The organism is Nocardioides sediminis (assembly GCF_003047295.1).
Classification (GTDB): domain Bacteria; phylum Actinomycetota; class Actinomycetes; order Propionibacteriales; family Nocardioidaceae; genus Nocardioides; species Nocardioides sediminis.
The window spans coordinates 89,469-109,035 of the sequence record NZ_PZYZ01000009.1 but is presented as its reverse complement, the minus strand read 5'-3'; the positions used below and the strand labels follow the sequence as shown (position 1 = coordinate 109,035).

The 19,567-nt window shown below is 71.7% G+C and carries 19 protein-coding genes; 11 read left to right on the top strand and 8 right to left on the bottom strand.

The genetic code is table 11. From position 1 onward, the window contains the following. Nucleotides 1–185: 185 nt before the first annotated feature. Nucleotides 186–1,640 (bottom strand): KamA family radical SAM protein, encoded by a 1,455-nt coding sequence (locus tag DAI17_RS18925; RefSeq protein WP_107774791.1) that lies wholly within the window; start codon nt 1,638–1,640, stop codon nt 186–188. Nucleotides 1,641–1,819: 179 nt separating this feature from the next. Between DAI17_RS18925 and kdd the strand changes: the two genes are divergently transcribed. From kdd to DAI17_RS18890, 7 genes are all read left to right on the top strand, one after another. After that, the gene (gene kdd / locus DAI17_RS18920; RefSeq protein WP_107774790.1) at nt 1,820–2,872 is read left to right on the top strand and encodes an L-erythro-3,5-diaminohexanoate dehydrogenase; all 1,053 of its coding nucleotides are present in this window, start codon (nt 1,820–1,822) and stop codon (nt 2,870–2,872) included. Then, nucleotides 2,872–4,449, top strand: a complete 1,578-nt coding sequence (kamD, locus tag DAI17_RS18915; protein ID WP_107774789.1) for a lysine 5,6-aminomutase subunit alpha — start codon at nt 2,872–2,874, stop codon at nt 4,447–4,449. The genes kdd and kamD overlap by 1 nt, the downstream gene beginning before the upstream one ends. Beyond that, a complete protein-coding gene (gene kamE / locus DAI17_RS18910; RefSeq protein ID WP_107774788.1) occupies nt 4,446–5,183 on the top strand; it encodes a lysine 5,6-aminomutase subunit beta in 738 nt (245 codons plus the stop codon). The genes kamD and kamE overlap by 4 nt, the downstream gene beginning before the upstream one ends. Then, nucleotides 5,180–5,599, top strand: a complete 420-nt coding sequence (gene kal / locus DAI17_RS18905; protein ID WP_107774787.1) for a 3-aminobutyryl-CoA ammonia lyase — start codon at nt 5,180–5,182, stop codon at nt 5,597–5,599. The genes kamE and kal overlap by 4 nt, the downstream gene beginning before the upstream one ends. 408 nt (nt 5,600–6,007) lie before the next feature. Further along, nucleotides 6,008–7,558, top strand: a complete 1,551-nt coding sequence (gene lnt / locus DAI17_RS18900) for an apolipoprotein N-acyltransferase (RefSeq protein ID WP_107774786.1) — start codon at nt 6,008–6,010, stop codon at nt 7,556–7,558. Continuing rightward, the gene (locus tag DAI17_RS18895) at nt 7,555–8,337 is read left to right on the top strand and encodes a polyprenol monophosphomannose synthase (RefSeq protein WP_107774785.1); all 783 of its coding nucleotides are present in this window, start codon (nt 7,555–7,557) and stop codon (nt 8,335–8,337) included. The genes lnt and DAI17_RS18895 overlap by 4 nt, the downstream gene beginning before the upstream one ends. Beyond that, entirely contained in the window at nt 8,334–8,852 is a 519-nt protein-coding gene (locus DAI17_RS18890; RefSeq protein ID WP_107774784.1) for an FxsA family protein, read from the top strand. The genes DAI17_RS18895 and DAI17_RS18890 overlap by 4 nt, the downstream gene beginning before the upstream one ends. Nucleotides 8,853–8,871: 19 nt before the next feature. Here the strand turns inward: DAI17_RS18890 and DAI17_RS18885 are convergent, their stop codons facing one another. From DAI17_RS18885 to DAI17_RS18875, 3 genes are all read right to left on the bottom strand, one after another. Then, nucleotides 8,872–9,258, bottom strand: coding sequence for an RNA polymerase-binding protein RbpA (locus DAI17_RS18885; RefSeq protein ID WP_107774783.1), 387 nt, complete (start codon nt 9,256–9,258; stop codon nt 8,872–8,874). A 212-nt stretch (nt 9,259–9,470) separates the two neighbouring features. After that, complete coding sequence (locus tag DAI17_RS18880; RefSeq protein ID WP_234412598.1) at nt 9,471–10,829, bottom strand: MFS transporter; 1,359 nt, start codon at nt 10,827–10,829, stop codon at nt 9,471–9,473. After that, the gene (locus DAI17_RS18875; RefSeq protein WP_234412597.1) at nt 10,826–11,611 is read right to left on the bottom strand and encodes a glycerophosphodiester phosphodiesterase; all 786 of its coding nucleotides are present in this window, start codon (nt 11,609–11,611) and stop codon (nt 10,826–10,828) included. The genes DAI17_RS18880 and DAI17_RS18875 overlap by 4 nt, the downstream gene beginning before the upstream one ends. Before the next feature lie 39 nt (nt 11,612–11,650). Between DAI17_RS18875 and DAI17_RS18870 the strand changes: the two genes are divergently transcribed. Further along, nucleotides 11,651–11,911, top strand: a complete 261-nt coding sequence (locus tag DAI17_RS18870; RefSeq protein WP_159081642.1) for a TFIIB-type zinc ribbon-containing protein — start codon at nt 11,651–11,653, stop codon at nt 11,909–11,911. Nucleotides 11,912–11,926: 15 nt separating this feature from the next. On the opposite strand, the gene DAI17_RS18865 is transcribed toward DAI17_RS18870, so the two are convergent. Next, the gene (locus tag DAI17_RS18865) at nt 11,927–13,453 is read right to left on the bottom strand and encodes a helix-turn-helix domain-containing protein (protein WP_107774798.1); all 1,527 of its coding nucleotides are present in this window, start codon (nt 13,451–13,453) and stop codon (nt 11,927–11,929) included. 91 nt (nt 13,454–13,544) lie between these two features. Between DAI17_RS18865 and DAI17_RS18860 the strand changes: the two genes are divergently transcribed. Then, nucleotides 13,545–14,561 (top strand): zinc-dependent alcohol dehydrogenase family protein, encoded by a 1,017-nt coding sequence (locus DAI17_RS18860; protein ID WP_107774780.1) that lies wholly within the window; start codon nt 13,545–13,547, stop codon nt 14,559–14,561. Nucleotide 14,562: 1 nt separating this feature from the next. Continuing rightward, complete coding sequence (locus DAI17_RS18855; RefSeq protein ID WP_107774779.1) at nt 14,563–16,293, top strand: alkaline phosphatase D family protein; 1,731 nt, start codon at nt 14,563–14,565, stop codon at nt 16,291–16,293. A 15-nt stretch (nt 16,294–16,308) separates the two neighbouring features. Here DAI17_RS18855 and DAI17_RS21395 read toward each other — a convergent pair whose 3' ends face one another. The 3 genes from DAI17_RS21395 to DAI17_RS18845 form a co-directional block, all read right to left on the bottom strand. Further along, complete coding sequence (locus tag DAI17_RS21395) at nt 16,309–16,455, bottom strand: hypothetical protein (RefSeq protein WP_199905215.1); 147 nt, start codon at nt 16,453–16,455, stop codon at nt 16,309–16,311. A gap of 175 nt (nt 16,456–16,630) precedes the next feature. After that, nucleotides 16,631–17,128, bottom strand: a complete 498-nt coding sequence (locus DAI17_RS18850) for a pyridoxamine 5'-phosphate oxidase family protein (RefSeq protein WP_107774778.1) — start codon at nt 17,126–17,128, stop codon at nt 16,631–16,633. A gap of 34 nt (nt 17,129–17,162) precedes the next feature. Beyond that, nucleotides 17,163–18,371, bottom strand: coding sequence for a benzoate/H(+) symporter BenE family transporter (locus DAI17_RS18845; RefSeq protein ID WP_107774777.1), 1,209 nt, complete (start codon nt 18,369–18,371; stop codon nt 17,163–17,165). Nucleotides 18,372–18,459: 88 nt separating this feature from the next. On the opposite strand from DAI17_RS18845, the gene DAI17_RS18840 reads away from it, so the two are divergent. Further along, nucleotides 18,460–19,482, top strand: a complete 1,023-nt coding sequence (locus DAI17_RS18840) for an LLM class flavin-dependent oxidoreductase (protein WP_107774776.1) — start codon at nt 18,460–18,462, stop codon at nt 19,480–19,482. The last annotated feature ends 85 nt before the right edge of the window (nt 19,483–19,567 follow it).

Below are 19,567 nucleotides of genomic sequence, written 5' to 3'. Positions count from 1 at the left end.
GCGTGTGCGATCGGCGCACCACTACACACCAGGTTGAAGAACTCCTCCTCGGTCTCAAACGAGATCCACTTCGGCATCCGCAACGCTCCTCAAAAATCAGCGTTGCTTCGACCGATCGACTACGCCCCGATTCAACGGCCAGCAACCGTAGGAATCACCGCCTCAGCGGTGAATCCGACCGCGCCTCACCAGGCCTGGAGGGCAGCCGTACGACGCGAGGCCTCGGCGACCTCGGCCGCCTTGAGCGCCGACTCCTCGAGGCCGCCGTGCTCGGCCCACCACTGCTGGCCGGACTCGGGGAGCGTGTGGATCGGGTCGTAGTACTCGTAGGTGCGCGAGAGCGCGTCCTCGGAGGTGGCCTCGATGGAGGTGCGGTAGTTCTTGGTCCAGTAGGAGATGCCGCGCTCGGTGTCGTAGTCGGCGAGCTGGTGCACCCAGCGCTTGCCCACGAACGGCACGTCGCACACGATGCGCGGGGTCGCGAAGCCGGGCAGGTAGCCCATGATGTGGTGCTGCAGCTTCTGCGCGTCGGCGACCGAGACCCGCCAGTGCTCCGAGAACGGGATCATGTCGCACATGTAGAAGTAGTAGGGCATGATCCGCGCGCCGTCGAGGAGGCGGAAGCACAGGTCGAGCAGCGCGTGCGGGTCGGCGTTGACGCCGTTGAGGAGCACGCCCTGGTTGCGTACGTCGCGCAGGCCGGCATCGAGCATCGCGCCCGCCGCCTCGGCCACGAGCGGGGTGATCGAGTTCGCGTGGTTGGCGTGCGTGTGCATCGCCAGCGAGACCCCGCGCGAGCGGGCGACCGAGGCGACCCGGCCGACGCCGTCGACGACGTCGGGCTGCAGCCAGTGCTGGGGGAGGCCGATGAGCGCCTTGGTGGCCAGTCGGATGTCGCGGATGTTCTCGATCTCGAGCAGCGACATCAGGAACGCCTCGAGCCGGGGCCACGGCATGTTGGCCACGTCGCCGCCGGAGACGACGACGTCGCGCACCTGGGGCGTACGACGCAGGTAGTCCATCATGTCGCCGAGCCGGTCCGCGGGCTTGCCGGTGAACTTCAGCTTGTCGATCACCGGGGTCGAGTTGCCGACGAGGTCCATGCGGGTGCAGTGGCCGCAGTACTGCGGGCAGGTGGGCAGCAGCTCGGCCAGCACCTTGGTGGGGTAGCGGTGGGTCAGGCCCTCCGCGACCCACATGTCGTGCTCGTGCAGCGAGTCGCGGGTGGCGTGCGGGTGCGAGGACCAGTCGGTGCGCCGGTCGCTGAAGACCGGGATCATGTAGTGGCGGACCGGGTCGGCGTAGAACGCCTCGGTCATCGAGCCGGCGGCACCGGGGGAGAAGGTCGGCACCATCGTGTTCATCATCTGCGGCGGCACGAGCATGGACATGGTCGCCCGCTCGGCCTGGTCGCGCTCGAGGTCGGCGTAGAAGCGTTCGTCGAGCAGGTCGCCCATCAGCTCGCGCAGCTGCTTCACGTTCTTGATGCAGTGCGCCCGCTGCCACTGGACCGAGGCCCACTCCTCGGCGGTCACCGACGCCCACCCGGGGAAGCGCGTCCAGTCCGGCTCGACGAGCTCGACGCGCTCGTACGGGTACGGCTGCCCGGTGGTCAGGCCGATCGCGGTCTCGATGCTCATGGCGTGGGTGCTCCTGGGGTGCGGGCAGGCCCTGCGAGGGGCCGGCAGGCGGCAACGGCGCGTCGGTTGTGTGACGCGCGACTCGTCTGCCAGAGTAGGCGGAGATCCTTCGGCGAGTCCAATGACGCGCCGCAATATTTCCCGTCATACGCAGTCAGCAGCGAAGGAACCAAGCGGTCATGTCGACCTCGCCGACCATCTCCACCAGCGATCCCACGGGTCTCCACCGGGTCCTCGACGAGCGGACGGTGCTGCCGCAGGCCGCCGAGCGCCTCGACACCCGGCGCGAGCTGTGGCCCGACGAGGTGCGCATCCGGGTGGAGCGGCTCAACCTCGACGCCGCGTCGTTCCGCCAGCTCGAGCGCACCCACGGGGACGGCGACGGCGTACGCCGCGCGGTGCTGGAGATCGTCGCCGGACGCGGCAAGATGCAGAACCCCGAGACCGGGTCCGGCGGGATGCTCGTGGGCACCGTGGAGGAGGTCGGCCCCGAGTCGCCCCTCGGCCTCGCCGTCGGCGACCGGGTGGCCACGCTGGTCAGCCTCACGCTCACCCCGCTCGTCATCGAGGACGGCCTCGCGGACTGGGACGGCACGAGCGAGCAGGTGCCGTGCGACGGCTACGCGATCCTCTTCGGCCGCTCCATCGCGGCGGTGCTCCCCGACGACCTCGCCCCCGAGCTCAGCCTCAGCGTCATGGACGTGTGCGGGGCACCCGCGCTCACCCGCCGCGTGGTGGAGGAGCACGCCGCCCGCGGCCGCGGGGTGACCGTCGCCGTGGTCGGGGGAGCGGGCAAGTCCGGCTCCCTGAGTCTCGCCGCCGCCCGCGACGCCGGCGCCACCCGCACGATCGGGGTCGTGCCCCACGAGGCCGAGGCCGACCTGCTGCGCGGCGCCGACCTGGCCGACGCCGTGGCCGTCGCCGACGCCCGCGACCCGATCGCCCTGCGTGACGCGGTCACCGCGGCGGGGGGTCCGGCCGACGTCACCGTCGTGTGCGTCGACGTGCCCGGCTGCGAGGGCGGCGCCGTCCTGGCCACCGCCGACGGCGGCACGGTGATCTTCTTCTCGATGGCCACCTCCTTCAGCGCCGCCGCGCTGGGTGCGGAGGGGCTCGCCGCCGACGTCCGCATGCTCGTCGGCAACGGCTACGTCCCCGGCCACGCGGCGTACGCCCTGGACCTGCTGCGCGGCCACGCCGGCGTGCGCGGCCTCTTCGAGCGGAGGCTCTGATGGGCAAGCTCACCCTCGACGCCGCCGACGTACGACGCGCGCGCACCCTCGCGCGCCAGGTCGGCCGCCCCATCGTGAAGACCGCCCAGCAGCACACGACCGTGAGCGTCGAGCGCGCGACGCTGCGCCTGGCCGGCCTCGGCGGCGCGGACGCCGAGGGGACCCCCTGGGTCAACCGGCTGGCGGACGCGGTGCGCGCGGACGTGGGCCTCGAGCACGGAGTCGCGCTGCCCGTGTGGGACGCCCTGCTCCGCGGGGAGGCCGAGGACCTGCTCGTGCTCGCCCAGAAGGCCGGCGCCGGGTCGGTCACCTTCCGCATCCCCGAGGGACGCGACCTGACGAGGGCACGCACCGCCTCCCGCAAGGCCGTCGGGGCGGGCATCAAGCAGATCGACCGCCGGCGCGTCGAGCGCGAGCGGATCATCGCCAAGGTGGGCGACGCCCCCCGCAAGCCGTGGATCTACCTCATCGTCGCCACCGGCGACATCCACGAGGACATCCCCCAGGCGCAGGCGGCGGCCCGCGAGGGCGCCGACGTCATCGCGGTCATCCGCAGCACGGGCCAGTCGCTGCTGGACTTCGTGCCGGAGGGGGCCACGCGCGAGGGCTTCGCCGGCACCTACGCCACGCAGGAGAACTTCCGGCTGATGCGGGCCGCGCTCGACGAGACCAGCAGGGAGCTCGGGCGCTACGTCCGGCTGACCAACTACGCGTCGGGGCTGTGCATGCCCGAGATCGCGGCGCTGGCGGGCCTCGAGCGGCTCGACATGATGCTCAACGACTCGATGTACGGGATCCTCTTCCGCGACATCAACCCGATCCGCACCTTCGTCGACCAGCGGTTCAGCCGCCAGGTCCACGCCCGCGCGGGGATCATCATCAACACCGGCGAGGACAACTACCTCACCACGGCCGACGCGGTCGAGGCCGCACACACGGTGACCACCAGCCAGCTGCTCAACGAGTACTTCGCCAAGGAGGCCGGCCTCGAGGACTGGCAGCTCGGCCTCGGGCACGCCTTCGAGATCGACCCAGCGGTCCCCGACTCGTTCCGCATGGAGCTCGCGCACGCGCTGCTGGCCCGCGAGCTGTTCCCCAAGGCGCCGCTCAAGTGGATGCCGCCGACCCGGCACATGACCGGCGACGTGTTCCGCGGCTACCTGCTGGACGGCTTCTTCAACCTGGTCGGCGCGCTCACCGACCAGGGCATCCTGCTCGTGGGCATGATGACCGAGGCCGTCGTCACCCCGTGGCTCTCCGACCGCGACCTGGCCCTGCAGAACGTCCGCTACGTCATGGACGCCGCCGGCAACCTGCACGAGGACTTCCACCCCACGCCCGACGGCTTCATCAACACCCGCGCCAAGCAGGTGCTGGGGGAGTCCATCCAGCTGCTGGAGGACATCAAGGCGCACCCGGGCACCAACTACGGCGCGGGCCTCCTCGACGCGATCGCCGACGGCACCTTCGGCCTGATGAAGCGCCCCGCCGACAAGGGCCGCGGCCTCGACGGCGTGGCCCGCAAGGCGCCCGACCACTACAACCCCGCCACCGAGATCCTGGAGGGCGACAAGTGACGATCGTCCGCCCCTACGGCGACACCACCGGCGACGGCATGGTGCAGCTGTCCTTCACCCTGCCGATCAAGCACTCCAAGGTCGCCGAGGGTGCGGCCGCGCAGCTCGCCAACAAGATGGGCATGGACCCCGCCCTGGTGGTGCACGCCAAGCCGATGGGCGACGACTTCACGTTCTTCGTCGTCTACGGCCGGGTCAACCACCTCGTCGACACCGACCAGGTCGAGGTCGTCGAGCGGGACTACCCGCTGCTCACCCCCAAGGAGGCCAACGCCGCCATCAAGCGCTCCCTGCGCCGGCGGATGGTCGTGGTCGGTGGGTGCATCGGCACCGACGCCCACACGGTGGGGATCGACGCGATCCTCAACATCAAGGGGTTCGCGGGGGAGAAGGGGCTGGAGTACTACCGCGAGGTCAAGGTGGTCAACCTCGGCGCCCAGGTCGGGGTCCCGCAGCTCGTCGAGGCCGCCATCGCCGAGAAGGCCGACGCGGTGCTGGTCTCCCAGGTCGTCACCCAGCGAGACGCGCACCTGCTCAACACCCGCGAGATGTCCGCGGCGTTCCGGGAGTCCTACCCGCCGGCCAAGCGGCCGCTCCTGGTCGTCGGGGGCCCGCGCTTCGACGAGACCATGGCCGAGGAGCTCGGCGTCGACCGCGTCTTCAGCCGGGGTACGACGCCCGGGGAGGTCGCCTCCTACCTCGTCCACCGCCTCACGACCCGGAAGGCGTCATGACCGACCAGCACGACCAGCAGGGCCACGACCGGGTGGGGACCACCGTCACCCACCGCCGCTACGTGCCCTACAGCCACGCGCACTACGCCGGCAACCTCGTCGACGGGGCCTACTCCCTGGGCCTCTTCGGCGACGTGGCGACCGAGATGTGCATCCTGCTCGACGGTGACGAGGGCCTCTTCGCGTCGTACTCCGACGTGCAGTTCGTGGCTCCGGTGCGCGCCGGCGACGTGCTCGAGGTGACCGCGACCCTGGCCCGTGAGGGCACCCGCAGCAGGGTCATGGACTTCGTGGTGATGGTCGTCGCCCGGGGCGCCGCCACCGAGGACGCACCCGGCGCCGCGGCGCTCCTCGACCCCCCGGTGGTGGCCACCACAGCGACCGGGACCGTCGTCGTACCACCGTCCCGAGGCTGATCCTCGGCGTGTCCCCACGCGACACGCCGGGGCCTTCGCAAAATTCCTCCTCGATTCTGGGTAAGTGCCCCCTCGATGACCTGCGGATTCGCGCGTTTGTGCTGGTCAGGACCAGGTTGACACCCACCGCCGGGCGAGACAGGGTTCCACGGTCCGCCTGTGCAGATCGTGGCCAGCGGACCGACGTCCGAGTGGCCGGTCGGAAGGTGTGAAGCCAGCATCTGAGCCGACTTGTCCGCGGAGGTCGGTCTCGCACCACGAGGGTGGATACGGGGGGCCCGGTGGCTCCGTAGACAACTTCCCGCTGTTCGGCAGCCGGTCGGTCTCGGGTTGGTCCGAAGGGTCAGCGCGCCCCCCGTTCCCGCTGCAGCCACGAGTCGTGGCCCGGCCGGATAGCGTGGCGTCGTGATGCTCCGCTGCCTCGCCGCCCTGCTGGGCGGCGTCGTGCTCTCCCTGGCCTTCGAGCCGGTCGGGCTCGCCGTGCTGATGCCGGTGGCCCTGGCCGTGCTGGTGCTCGCGGTGCGCGGCCTGCCGGTCCGCTGGGGAGCCGTAGTCGGATGGCTCTTCGGCATCGGCTTCACGACGACCCTGCTGTGGTGGATGCGAGCGGTCGGCACCGACGCCTGGCTCGCGCTCTCGCTGTTCCAAGCCCTCTACTTCGGCCCGCTGGGCATGGCCCTGGCGCTGGTGACCCGGCTGCGTGCCTGGCCGGTCTGGGCCGCCTGCGCGTGGGTCGCGGTCGAGACCTGGCGGGGCGCGTGGCCCTTCGGCGGGCTGCCGTGGGGACGGCTCGCCTACGCGACCGCCGACACGTGGTGGCAGCCCGCGATCCCGTGGCTGGGCATGACCGGCGTCAGCCTCGTGGTCGCCCTCACCGGCACCTTCCTCGCCTGGCTGGTCACCAGCCGGCTGCGACGTCGGGCCGCCGCGCTCGCGGCGGCCGGCGGTCTCGCCGTCGTCACGCTGCTCCCGCTCGCCGGGTCGTACGACGCCGTCCCCGGCGTCGACGCGGCCGGCGAGCTCACCGTCGCGGCCGTGCAGGGCGACGTCCCCGGTGACGGCACCGACGTCCCCGCCGTCCACCGCGAGATCACGGCCAACCACGTGGCACTCACCCAGGACCTCGCCGCCGACGTCGAGGCCGGCGAGGTGCCGCGTCCCGACCTCGTCGTGTGGCCCGAGAACTCCACCGCCGTCGACCCCTTCACCGACACCGAGGTCAACGCCGGCGTCGTCGCCGCGTCGGACGCCATCGGCGTGCCCATCCTGGTCGGCGGCATGGTCGACTCGCCACGCACCGACGAGGTGCTCAACCAGGGCATCGTCTGGCAGCCCGGGCTGGGCGGGGGAGACCGCTACACCAAGCGCCACCCCGTGCCCTACGGCGAGTACATCCCGTTCCGCGGCTCGATCCTGCCCGACACCTACGGCCAGCTCGCCCTCATCCCGCGCGACATGGCCCGCGGGACCAGCCTGGAGCCGCTGCGGGTGGGGGAGGCACGGGTGGCCGACGCCATCTGCTTCGACGTCGCCTACGACGACGTGGTCCACGGCCAGGTGGCCCGCGGGGGCGAGCTCGTCACGGTCCAGACGAGCAACGCGATGTTCATCAACACCGCCCAGATCGACCAGCAGTTCGAGATCAGCCGGCTGCGCGCCGTCGAGACCGGGCGGTACGTCGTGGTGGCCGCCATCAACGGCGTCTCCGGTGTCGTCGCCCCCGACGGCTCCGTCGTCGACAGTGCCGCGCCGCGCACCCAGGACGTCCTGCTGGCGGAGGTCTCGCTCGTCGACGGACTGACCCCGGGCGTGTGGATGGGCGCCTGGCCAGGACGCGCCAGCGTGGCGATCACGATTCTGTGCCTGGCGTTCATCCTGGTTCCGTATCGTCGTCCTGCACACCGCGACCGCGGTGGACCGACCGGGAGGGCACGGACGATGGCGCGGGTCTCCGCATGAGCACCGAGGGACTCGGGACGGGCACCGAGGGACTCGGACGGGTCGTGATGGTCGTGCCCACCTACAACGAGGTCGACAACCTGGAGTGGATCGTCGGCCGGATGCGCGCTGCCGAGCCCACCGTCGACCTCCTCGTCGTCGACGACGACTCGCCCGACGGCACGGGTGCGGTCGCCGACCGGCTGGCCGCGGCCGACCCGCAGGTCACCGTCGTGCACCGGACCGAGAAGGCCGGGCTCGGCGCGGCGTACCTGCACGGCTTCGCCGTCGCCCTCGAGCGCGGGTACGACGTGATCGGCGAGATGGACGCCGACGGGTCGCACCAGCCCGAGCAGCTGCACCGGCTGCTCACGGCGCTGGCCACGGCCGACCTCGTCATCGGCTCGCGCTACGTGCCCGGCGGAGCGGTGGTCAACTGGCCGCTCACCCGCCTGCTCCTCTCGCGCGGCGGCAACCTCTACGTCCGGCTGCTGCTCGGGATCCACGTCCGGGACGCGACCGCGGGCTTCCGGCTCTTCCGTCGCGAGGCGCTGGAGAAGATCGACCTCGCCGGCGTGCAGAGCACCGGCTACGTCTTCCAGACCGACCTGGCCTACCGCGCCGTGCAGGCCGGGCTGCGGGTCGTCGAGGTGCCGATCGAGTTCGTCGAGCGGGTGCGCGGGGACTCCAAGATGAGCGGTGCGGTGGCCGGTGAGTCGCTGCGGCGCATCACGACGTGGGGACTGCGGGAGCGTCGCGTCCAGCTCGCCCAGGCACGGCGGGGACGGCGGACGCGATGAAGGTCCTGAGGATCCCCGGGTGGCTGCTGCTGGTCGCCTTCGTCGTGGTGCCGCTGGTCGAGATCTTCGTGCTCGTCCAGGTGGGCCAGGTGATCGGCGCGTGGTGGACGATCCTGCTGCTGATCGCGGCCAGCGCCCTGGGCGCCTGGCTCGTCAAGCGCGAGGGCTCGCGCGCGTGGGCCGCGCTCCGCGAGGCGCTGGAGACCGGACGGATGCCGGCCCGGGAGCTCGCGGACGCGGGGCTGATCCTGATCGGCGGCACGCTGATGCTCACGCCCGGCTTCGTCAGCGACGTCGTGGGGATCCTGCTCATCCTGCCCGTCACCCGCCCCGTGGCCCGACGCCTGCTCACCAGGCTGGTGGCCGCCCGGCTGGTCGGGCCCGCCGCCGGTCCGCTCGGCGGGTCGTTCGGTGGTCCGTTCGGCAGTGGCCCGCAGGGTCCCCGGGACGCACGACGCCCCGGACCCGACCCTGAGGGGCCGGTGGTCCGGGGCGAGGTAGTCGACGACGAGTGAGTCGTCGGCTCGGCTGCCGTCAGGCAGTGGCCTTGCGCTTCTTGGCGTTGGCCCGGTGCAGGTGCGCCGGACCGATCTCACCGCCGCGGAGCAGCTCGAGACGCTCCTTGAGGATGTCCTCGAGCTCCTTCTCCGAGCGACGCTCCAGGAGCATGTCCCAGTGCGTGCGGGCGGGCTTCTCGGCCTTCTCCTCGGGCTTGATGCCCGCGGTGCTGAGTGCCTGCGCCCCACAACGCGGGCACTCCCAGATGGCGGGGATCTCCGCCTCGACCGACATGGTGATCTCGAACTCGTGACCGTGCTCGCAGCGGTAGCCGACCTGCTGTCGGGCCGCGAACTCGATCCCGCGCTCGTCCTCGAAACTCTGGCCGCCGAGCCTTGCGCCACGTAGCGTGCGCTCCGCCATTGAGCCACCTCCAGATGATGTGTGCTGACCCCGAGTGAGTCGGGAGAGGGACGATCGGAACATGAGTCCGTGACGCCGTTCCTGGGGCGTCTCTCGTCCTGGTGCTCCCTCCAAGGTAGCGGGGAGCGCCAAGGTTCAACCAATCCCGTGGACACAAGCCACCCCATCGGGTGGTAGGTCCCGCCGGAGGACCGGGCCGGCCCCGGAGGACCTCAGACCACGACGGGCAGCGCGTTGCCGGCGTCCCGGATCCCGCGCTCGGTGTCGACGCGGGAGAGCAGGAGCCCGCCGATGACGAAGAACGCGATCAGCGCGAAGATCGCCGGTCGGTAGGAGCCGGTGAACTGGTAGACGAGGCCGAAGACCAGGGTGCCGAACCACGAGGTTCCGCGGTCCATCGCGTGGTAGAAGCTGAAGTACTCCGCCTCCTTGCCGCGGGGGATGAGCAGCGAGAAGTAGGACCGGGCCAGCGCCTGGGTGCCGCCGAGCACGATGCCGACCGCCACCCCGAACGCCATGAACAGCGCCACGTTGCCGGCGGGCAGGAACAGCGCCGCGGTGACGATCGCCATCCAGATCGCCAGGCCCATCAGGATGGTCCGCTTGGCGCCCTGGCGCGCGGCGAGCCGGCCGAAGAGGAGCGCGCCGAAGAACGCGACGAACTGCACCAGCAGGATGGTGCCGATGAGCACCGACTGGCCGTGGCCGAGCTGCTCGGAGCCGTACGTCGAGGAGCTGGCGATGACGGTCTGGATGCCGTCGTTGAAGAACAGGTAGGCGACCAGGAACGTCAGCGCCATCGGGTAGTTGCGCATGTCCTTGAGGGTCGCCGCGAGCTGGCCGAAGCTGCGCGCCACCGCGTTGCCCTCGGCGGGCTCCACGTCGACCGGCGGGTGGTTGCGGAGCCGCACGAACGGGATGATCGTGAAGCCCGCCCACCAGATCGCCGCCGACAGCATGCAGATGCGGGCGGCCTCGCCGGTGGAGAGCCCGAACGGCAGGATCGTGACGACCGCGAGGTTGACGGCCAGGAGCATGCCGCCGCCGAGGTAGCCCCACGCCCAGCCGCGCGAGGAGACGCGGTCCCGGTTGGCCTCGTCGGAGATGAGCGGCAGGATCGAGTCGTTGACGACCATCGAGGCCGCGAGGCACAGGTTGGCCCCGATCACCGCCACCGCGCCGATCTCCCAGTTGTCCCCCCGGCAGAACCACAGCAGCGACGCGAAGGCCGCACCGGTCCACGCGAAGCCGGCCAGCCACTGCTTCTTCTTCTCCGTGCGGTCCATCATCGCCCCGAGCGGGGGCAGCACCAGGGCGGAGAGGATGGTGGAGAACGTGACGAGGTAGGACGGCAGCGAGCCGGGGGCGACCGAGAGCCCGAGCACGCTGACGCGGTCGTCGACCGCGGCCTCCTCGGCGATCGCGATCAGGTAGGGCGCCAGCAGGACCGTGGCGATCGTGGTGACGTAGGCGCTGTTGGCCCAGTCGTACCAGTACCAGGCCTTCTGCTCCCGGGCCTGCGCGAGCGGGGTCAGGTCGGCGACCCCGGCGGGCACGTCAGCGTCCTTCACGATGGTTCCTCCCACAGGCCACGGCTGCGCAGCACGTCCCTGAGTATGTCGGTGCGGTCGGTCATCAGGCCGTCGACACCACGGTCGAGCAGCAGGTGCATCTCGTCGGGGTCGTCGATGGTCCACACGTGGACGTCGAGGCCGTTGGCGTGCGCGCGGCGCACCAGCCCGGACGAGGCGACGACCAGGCGCCCGCGCCGGTGCGGCACCTGCAGGACCCGCGGCCGGTCGCGGGTCAGGCGCCGGGCGAGGCGCGCGCTCGGCAGGACGACGTACGCCGCCACCTCGAGCGGGTGCGCGGACGTGGCGACCCGACCGGCCGTGCGCGCGCGGAAGGCACGCATCCGACGGACCGAGAACGACCCCACGACGACGCGGTCCCAGGCCGCGCGCTCGTCGAGGAAGCCGGCCAGCGCCTCCACGGCGCCGTGGGACTTGAGGTCGATGTTGAAGCGCGCGGCGGGGAAGGCGTCGAAGAGCTCGGCGAGGGTGGGCACCCGCTCGCGGCCGCCGATCAGGGCCTGCTGCACCTCGGCGTACGACGTCTCCGCGATCGGGCCGACACGGTCGGTGACGCGGTCCAGCACGGTGTCGTGGAAGGCGAGCAGGACGCCGTCGCGGGTGACGTGGACGTCGGTCTCGAGGTGGCGGTAGCCGAGCGACACGGCGTGCCGGAACGCCGCCATGGTGTTCTCGAGGCCCTCGATCTCCGGGTGGTAGGCGCCGCCGCGGTGCGCGAAGGCCAGCACCGTGGGCCGGTCGGGCGAGTCGGGCCGTGTCACGCGAGCAGTATGGGCCCCACCGGGAGTACCGTCTGGGAAATGGAGCCCCTCACCTGCCCGCGTTGCGGGACCGAGATGCGCGAGCGCTCGCTGGGCGTCGCCACCGTCAGCCAGTGCCCCGAGGGGCACGGCGTCTTCCTCGACCGTGCCGAGCTCGGCACGCTCATCGAGGCCGAGAACGACTGGCACGCCGGCTCGGGCACCCGTACCGCCCCGCTGCCGCGCATCACACCTGACATGACCGCGCCCCCGGCCGCGGCGAAGCGGTCGAGGGCGTGGGTGGAGACGTTGTTCGGCTGAGCGGGCCGACGCGGCTCAAATGTCGCGGAAGGTCTCGATGTTGGCGCCGAGCAGGTTGAGGCGCTCGGCGAGGTCCTCGTAGCCGCGGTGGATGACGTAGGTCGACCGCAGCACCGAGGTGCCCTTGGACGCCAGCATGGCCAGCAGGATCACCACCGCCGGGCGCAGGGCCGGCGGGCACACGATCTCCGCGCCCGACCAGTGGGTCGGACCCTCCACCAGCACGCGGTGCGGGTCGAGCAGCTTGACCTGGGCGCCGAGCTTGTTGAGCTCGGTGAGGTAGATCGCGCGGTTCTCGTAGACCCAGTCGTGCAGCAGGGTCTGCCCCTCGGCCACGGCCGCGATGACCGCGAAGAACGGCAGGTTGTCGATGTTGAGGCCCGGGAACGGCATCGGGTGGATCTTGTCCAGCGGCGCGACGAGGTCGCTGGGGTAGGTGGTGATGTCGATCAGCCGGGTGGCGCCGTTGGCGGCGACGTACTCCTCGGTGCGCGAGTAGCGGAAGCCCATCCCCTCGAGGATCGCGAGCTCGAGCTCGAGGAACTCGATCGGGACGCGCTTGATGGTGATCTCGGAGCGGGTCACGATGGCGGCCGCCAGCAGCGACATCGCCTCGATGGGGTCCTCGGAGGGGGAGTAGTCGACGTCGACGTCGATCTGCTCGCAACCGGTGACACGCAGCGTGGTGCTGCCGACGCCCTCGACCTGCACACCCAGCTTCTGCAGGTAGAAGCAGAGGTCCTGGACCATGTAGTTGGACGAGGCGTTGCGGATCACCGTCGTGCCGGGGTTCAGCGCGGCCGCCATCAGGGCGTTCTCGGTCACCGAGTCGCCCCGCTCGGTCAGCACGATCGCACGCTCGGGCTCGACCGCACGGTTGACCGTGGCGTGGTAGGAGCCGTCGGTCGCCTTGACCTCGAGGCCGAACGGCCGCAGTGCCGACATGTGCGGCTCGACGGTGCGCGTGCCGAGGTTGCAGCCACCGGCGTAGGGGAGGTCGAAGGTGTCCGCGCGGTGCAGCAGGGGACCGAGGAACATGATGACCGAGCGGGTACGCCGCGCGGCGTCCTCGTCGATGTGGGCGAGGTCGAGCTCGGCCGGCGGGATGATCTCGAGGTCGTTCTGGTCGTTGAGCCAGCGGGTCTGCACGCCCAGCGACCCGAGCACCTCGAGGAGGCGGTTGACCTCCTCGATCCGGGCGACCTTGCGCAGCGTCGTACGGCCCCGGTTGAGCAGCGAGGCGCAGAGCAGCGCGACGCCGGCGTTCTTGGAGGTCTTGACCTCGATCGAGCCCGACAGGGTGGTCGGGCCGACGACACGCAGGTGGGTGGGACCAGCACCGAGGGCGACGATCTCGGAGTCGAGGGCGGCGCCGATGCGCGCCAGCATCTCGAGCGACAGGTTCTGGTGGCCCTTCTCGATGCGGTTGATGGCACTCTGACTGGTGGCCAGCAGCTCGGCGAGCTGGTGCTGGGTGAGCCCACGGTGCTTGCGAGCGTCCCGGATGAGGTTGCCGATGCGGCCCTTGTAGTCGGTCTGCATGCCGATCACGCTATCTCAGATATGAGATAGGACAATATTCCCCGGCCGCCGTGTCGCGCGGCGCCATCGACGCCGTGCGAGGATCGCCGACATGCGCGCAACGACCATCCACGCCCCCGGTGACATCCGCGTCGAGGACGTCCCCGACCCGACCATCGAGGCCCCCACCGACGCCATCGTCAAGGTGGCCGCCGGCTGCATCTGCGGCTCCGACCTGTGGCCCTACCGCGGCCACAACGACATCACGCCGGGCGACACCATCGGCCACGAGTGCATCGGTGTCGTGGAGGAGGTCGGCGGCGAGGTGTCCGCGTTCTCGCCCGGCGACTTCGTCATCGTGCCGTTCGACCACTGCGACAACACGTGCGTCCACTGCAGGGCGGGCGCCCACTCCGGGTGCGTCAACCTCGGCTTCACCTCGAGCGGCCAGGCGGAGTACGCCCGCGTCACCCAGGCCGACGGCTCCCTGGTGAAGACCGACGGGATGCCCGACCGGTCGCTCTACCCCTCGCTGCTGACCCTGTCCGACGTGATGGCCACCGGCTGGCACGCGGCGGTGTCGGCCGGGGTGACCAAGGGCAGCACCGCGGTCGTCGTGGGCGACGGCGCCGTGGGCCTGTGCGGGGTGCTCGCGGCGGCGCAGCTCGGCGCCGACCGCGTGGTCGCCATGTCGCGCCACGAGTCCCGCCAGGCGATCGCCAAGCGCTTCGGCGCGACCGACGTCGTCGCCGAGCGCGGCAAGGAGGGCGCCGAGAGGATCGCCGAGCTGACCGGCGGCGTCGGCGCGGACGCCGTCCTGGAGTGCGTGGGCACCGACGAGTCGATCAAGCAGGCCTTCGCCATCGCCCGGCCGGGCTCGACCGTCGGCTTCGTCGGCGTGCCCCACGGCGTCGAGCTGCCGGTCCGCCGGATGTTCCAGCGCAACATCGGCCTCGCGGGTGGCATGGCGCCGGTGCGCAAGTACCTCCCCGAGCTCCTCGAGCTCACGCTGAGCGGCGCCATCGACCCGGGCCTGGTCTTCGACCTGACCCTGCCGTTGGAGCAGTCCCCGGAGGGCTACCGCGCGATGGACGAGCGTCGCGCGACCAAGGTCCTGCTGGAGCCCTGAGATGGCCTCCGTCCCCGACCTGCTCGTCGGCCCCCTGCTGCGGTACGTCGACGAGACCTCCGCCTCCGTCTGGGTGGAGACCCGCGACAAGGCACGCGTGACCGTGACCCGGGAGGGCCGCTCCTGGTCGGCCGGCACCTTCGTCGTGCACGGTCACCACTACGCCCTCGTCGAGGTCGACGGCCTCGAGCCGGGGTCACGGGCGCCGTACACCGTGGCCGTCGACGACCACGTCGTGTGGCCGCCCGAGGACTCCCGGCTGCCCGAGCCCGTCATCGCCACGCTCGTGCCGGGCAAGCCCCTGCGGCTGGCCTTCGGCTCCTGCCGCACCTCGGTCTCCCACGACGAGGAGGGCAACAAGACCCACGGCGTCGACGCCCTGCGGACCTACGCCCTGCGGATGGCGGGACGCGCCGACGCCTACGACGCCGACGGCGACCGCGACCTGCTCGAGCCCGGCTGGCCCGACCTGGTGCTGTTCCTCGGCGACCAGGTCTACGCCGACGAGACGACCGAGCAGATGCGGGCGTTCATCAGCGCCCGGCGCGACATCGAGCAGCCCCCGTGGAACGAGCTGAAGGACTACCAGGAGTACGCCCACCTCTACTCCCTGGCCTGGACGGAGGAGACCAACCGCTGGCTGCTCTCCACCCTGCCGAGCGCGATGATCTTCGACGACCACGACATCCGCGACGACTGGAACACCTCCCAGTCCTGGCGGGAGGAGATGGAGGCCACCTCCTGGTGGCACGGCCGGATCGTGGCCGGGCTCGCGTCCTACTGGGTCTACCAGCACCTGGGCAACCTCTCCCCGGCCGAGCGCCGCGAGGACGAGATCTGGCGGCGGGTGCTGGAGCACGAGGGCGACGACGAGCCCGACCTCACCGAGGTGCTCGACGCGTTCGCCGAGCGGGTCGACCAGGAGCCGCAGACCTACCGGTGGAGCTATGCGCGGGAGTTCGACGACCAGGCGCGCCTCGTGGTGGTCGACTCGCGGGCGGCGCGGGTCCTCGACCCCGACCACCGCGCGCTGCTCGACCCCGACGAGCTCACCTGGCTCGACGAGCACATGCGCGGCGACGTCGACCACCTGCTCATCGGCACCTCGCTGCCCTTCATGCTGGCCCGCGGCCTGCACCACCTCGAGGCCGCCGGTGAGGCGATGGCCGGCGGCGCCTGGGGCAGGCGCGGGGCACGCGTGGGGGAGTGGGCGCGCCAGCTCGTCGACCTCGAGCACTGGGCGGCCTTCCAGGACAGCTTCGCCAAGGTCGCCGACATGGCCATCGCGGTCGCGGAGGGACGCCGGGGTCGCGCGCCGGTCAGCGTCACGTTCCTCTCCGGGGACGTCCACCACAGCTACGTCAGCGAGGCGCGACTGTCACGGCGTACGACGCGCAGCGGCGAGGTGATGCAGAGCCGGCTCATCCAGGCCGTCTGCTCGCCCATCCGCAACCCGCTCTCGCGCAACATGCGCTTCGCGACCGCCGTGCTCAGCTACGGCGTGGCGGGGCCGCTGGGGCGACTCGCGTCGAAGTCGACGAAGGTGCCCACCAGCCCGATCACCTGGAAGTACGCCAAGGGTCCGTGGTTCGACAACAACCTGGCGTTCCTGGAGCTGGCGCCCGGGTCCCTGCGGATGTGGTGGGTCAGCGGCAAGGTCGTCGGCGGCGACCACGACGCGCCCCGGCTGACCAAGGTCGCCGACTACGAGCTCGGCGACCGGACGCGCTGACGGCGCCCCCTCCGCTCAGCGGGTGGCGCCGGTCAGCACGCGTCCGCGGACGCAGGAGCACGAGTCGGAGCAGGGCAGGTAGCTGTGCGTCGCGTGGCCGCAGCCGGGACACGGCATGTCGTGCGAGAGGTGCGTTCCGTTGGTGTCCACGGTGTCCCACATGGTCCTGCTCCTGAGCGTCGTTGCTGGGCTGACACCACGGTGACACGCGACCTCCGGGGTCCTGACGCGTTACCGCCGCAAACACGCCGTATGCGGTACGGAAATGACCCGTTCGGGCCATGCCGCCCTGGTCATCCCGGTGCTAGCCCACCCCCGCGCGGGCCGGGTCAGCGCGTCACAGGGCGACCGTGTCGTTGTCGCCGAGGTCGGGCTCGGCGTCGCTCACCAGTCCCTTGGCCATCTGGATCGCGGCGGTGACCTTGCCGGGCGACTCCCAGTACTCCGCGGTCAGGCCGGACACCTCGATCAGGGCGTTCTCGTCGTCCTCCGGGCCGCCGGACATGAAGGTGCCGGCCGAGGCGTCCCACAGCTCCGCGAGCTTGGCGCGGTCCTCGTTGAGCCGCGCGGTGCCGGACAGGGACACCCACCCGGCCTTGCTGGAGTAGGCGACGTTGACGCGCGGGTCGGCGGCGATGGCGCGGACCTTGTCGGTGTCCTTCTCGGTGATGAACCAGACCGTGGAGGGGGTCTCGAAGTCCTGCGTGCCCATCGGCGTCGAGACGAGCTGTCCCTCCGCCGAGTGATAGGTCAGGACGGCGATCCGGGTCTCGCGCATGATCTCGGTGACGGTCTCGAGCTGGTCGGTGTGGTCCGCGTGCTGGTCGTGGGTCATGTCCCGACCCTGCCAGCGGGGTGGGTGCGCCGCCTCACCCCTGCGAGGCAGCGATGCCGGGGCGTCGTACGGCGCGTCCGGTCACCAGCAGCACCGCACCCCCGGCGACCAGCGCCCAGAACGCCGGGCTGACGCCGGCGAAGGAGAGCCCCGAGGCGGCGACCAGGAAGGTCACGGCACCGGCCTCGCGGTGCTGCGGCTCGGCGAGCGCGGCGGTCGCCGAGGAGGCGAAGGTCCCGATCAGTGCTACCCCCGCGACCGCCGCCAGGATGCCCGCCGGGGCGGCCGCCGCCAGCGAGGTGACGAGCACCGACAGGGGAGCGAGGCAGACGTACGACGCCCCGCACGTCACGCCCGCGACCCAGCGTTGGTCGCGGTCGGGTCCGGCCTCCGGGCCGGCGGCCAGCGCGGCCGAGATCGCCGCCAGGTTGATGCTGTAGCCGCCGGCCGGGGCCGTCGCCACCGTGGCGACCCCGGCCCAGCCCAGAGCGGGACGCAGGGGAGCGCGGTAGCCGAAGGACTCAAGCACGGCCACACCCGGGATGTTCTGGCCGGTCATCGTGACGAGGTAGAGCGGCACCCCGAGCGCGACCACCGCGCCCCAGTCGAGGACCGGCGCCGTCCAGGTGAGGGCCGGGAGGAGCGAGTCGTCGGGCAGCGGCTGCCCCGCGACGGCGATCACGACGCCTGCCGCCACGAGTGCCCCGGGCACGGCCCAGCGGCGGGCCACGCGCAGGAGCACCAGCCAGGTCAGGAGCACCGGGCCGATCGCCGCCGGGGCCTCGGCGAGCGCGCGGAAGGGTGCCACGCACAGGGTCAGCAGCACTCCCGCGAGCATCCCGCTCGCGACCGCGACCGGGATCCGGCTGACCCACGTGGCGAGCGGCCTCACGACCGCGGTGAGGAGGTAGAGGAGCCCGGCGACGCCGAACGCACCGACGGCCGCGGCCCACCCGGCGGCGGGTACGGCGGCCCCCGCGAGGAGCGCCGCGCCGGGGGTCGACCAGGCCATGGTGACCGGGACCCGGTGGCGCAGCGAGAGCAGCACGCACCCCAGCCCCATGGTCACCGAGACGACGGCGAGCCCCGAGGCCGCCTGCTGCGGAGTCGCCCCCACGGCGGTGAGGCCGGTGAGCACCACCGCGAACGACGAGGTGAAGCCGACGAGGGCGGTCACGACGCCGGCGACGACGGCGTGCGACGTGCCGCTCGCGGTCGTCGTACCGGTCGTGGACCTGCTCATGGACGCCGAGGCTAGGGCTCGGCGCCTCTCCGGGGCGCGCCGGTCCGGGTGCCGGGAACAACCCCGGCGTGATCTTGTTCGACCCAGCATGAAGAAGATCGGGTTCCTGAACTTCGGGCACTGGTCCGAGACGCCGCACTCGCAGGTGCGCACCGCCGCCGACACCCTGCTGCAGTCCATCGACCTCGCCGTCGCCGCGGAGGAGCTCGGGGTCGACGGCGCCTACTTCCGGGTGCACCACTTCGCCCGCCAGCTGGCCAGCCCGTTCCCGCTGCTGGCGGCCGTCGGGGCGCGGACCAGCCGGATCGAGATCGGCACCGGGGTCATCGACATGCGCTACGAGAACCCGATGTACATGGCTGAGGACGCGGGCGCCGCGGACCTGATCTCCGGCGGCCGGCTCCAGCTGGGGATCAGCCGTGGGTCACCCGAGCAGGTGATCGACGGATGGCGCCTCTTCGGCTACGAGCCCCTGGAGGGCGAGACCGACGCCGACATGGCACGACGGCACACCGAGGTCTTCCTGCGGGTGCTCTCGGGCGCGGGCTTCGCCCGGCCCAACCCTCGTCCGATGTTTCCCAACCCGCCCGGCCTGCTGCCCCTGGAGCCGTACTCCGAGGGGCTGCGCGACCGCATCTGGTGGGGCGCGGGCTCGGACTCGACCGCCCGGTGGGCGGGACGGATGGGCATGCACCTGATGAGCTCGACGCTCAAGCAGGACGAGACCGGCGAGCCGTTCCACGTGCAGCAGCGCAAGCAGGTCGAGGCGTTCCGCGACGCGTGGGCGGAGGCCGGCCACCCGGGTCAGCCGCGCGTCTCGGTCAGCCGCTCGATCATGCCCATCACCACCGACACGGACCGGGCCTACTTCGGCCACCAGGGCGAGAGCACCGACCAGGTCGGCCAGATCGAGCCGCAGATGCGGGCGATCTTCGGTCGCACGTACGCCGCCGAGCCGGACGTGCTGGTGGAGCAGCTCGCGCAGGACGAGGCGGTCGCGACCGCGGACACGATCCTGCTGACGGTGCCCAACCAGCTCGGGGTGGACTACAACGCCCACCTCCTCGAGTCGGTCCTGCAGCACGTGGCGCCGGGGCTGGGCTGGCGCTGACCCGGTCCCGGTCTGCTCGCCCGCCGCTCGCTCGTCGAGGACAGCGGCTGTCCGCGGTTTCTGGTTGGATCGGACCCACACGCAG

Excerpts from the sequence above, each read along its gene's own strand:
- DAI17_RS18890 (WP_107774784.1), top strand. The coding sequence starts at position 8,334 with ATGAAGGTCCTGAGGATCCCCGGGTGGCTGCTGCTGGTCGCCTTCGTC.
- kal (WP_107774787.1), top strand. The coding sequence starts at position 5,180 with ATGACCGACCAGCACGACCAGCAGGGCCACGACCGGGTGGGGACCACC.
- DAI17_RS18855 (WP_107774779.1), top strand. The coding sequence starts at position 14,563 with ATGGCCTCCGTCCCCGACCTGCTCGTCGGCCCCCTGCTGCGGTACGTC.
- DAI17_RS18860 (WP_107774780.1), top strand. The coding sequence starts at position 13,545 with ATGCGCGCAACGACCATCCACGCCCCCGGTGACATCCGCGTCGAGGAC.
- DAI17_RS21395 (WP_199905215.1), bottom strand. The coding sequence starts at position 16,455 with ATGTGGGACACCGTGGACACCAACGGAACGCACCTCTCGCACGACATG.
- DAI17_RS18845 (WP_107774777.1), bottom strand. The coding sequence starts at position 18,371 with ATGAGCAGGTCCACGACCGGTACGACGACCGCGAGCGGCACGTCGCAC.
- DAI17_RS18925 (WP_107774791.1), bottom strand. The coding sequence starts at position 1,640 with ATGAGCATCGAGACCGCGATCGGCCTGACCACCGGGCAGCCGTACCCG.
- DAI17_RS18865 (WP_107774798.1), bottom strand. The coding sequence starts at position 13,453 with ATGCAGACCGACTACAAGGGCCGCATCGGCAACCTCATCCGGGACGCT.
- DAI17_RS18870 (WP_159081642.1), top strand. The coding sequence starts at position 11,651 with ATGGAGCCCCTCACCTGCCCGCGTTGCGGGACCGAGATGCGCGAGCGC.
- DAI17_RS18895 (WP_107774785.1), top strand. The coding sequence starts at position 7,555 with ATGAGCACCGAGGGACTCGGGACGGGCACCGAGGGACTCGGACGGGTC.
- DAI17_RS18840 (WP_107774776.1), top strand. The coding sequence starts at position 18,460 with ATGAAGAAGATCGGGTTCCTGAACTTCGGGCACTGGTCCGAGACGCCG.
- kdd (WP_107774790.1), top strand. The coding sequence starts at position 1,820 with ATGTCGACCTCGCCGACCATCTCCACCAGCGATCCCACGGGTCTCCAC.
- DAI17_RS18850 (WP_107774778.1), bottom strand. The coding sequence starts at position 17,128 with ATGACCCACGACCAGCACGCGGACCACACCGACCAGCTCGAGACCGTC.
- DAI17_RS18885 (WP_107774783.1), bottom strand. The coding sequence starts at position 9,258 with ATGGCGGAGCGCACGCTACGTGGCGCAAGGCTCGGCGGCCAGAGTTTC.
- kamD (WP_107774789.1), top strand. The coding sequence starts at position 2,872 with ATGGGCAAGCTCACCCTCGACGCCGCCGACGTACGACGCGCGCGCACC.
- lnt (WP_107774786.1), top strand. The coding sequence starts at position 6,008 with ATGCTCCGCTGCCTCGCCGCCCTGCTGGGCGGCGTCGTGCTCTCCCTG.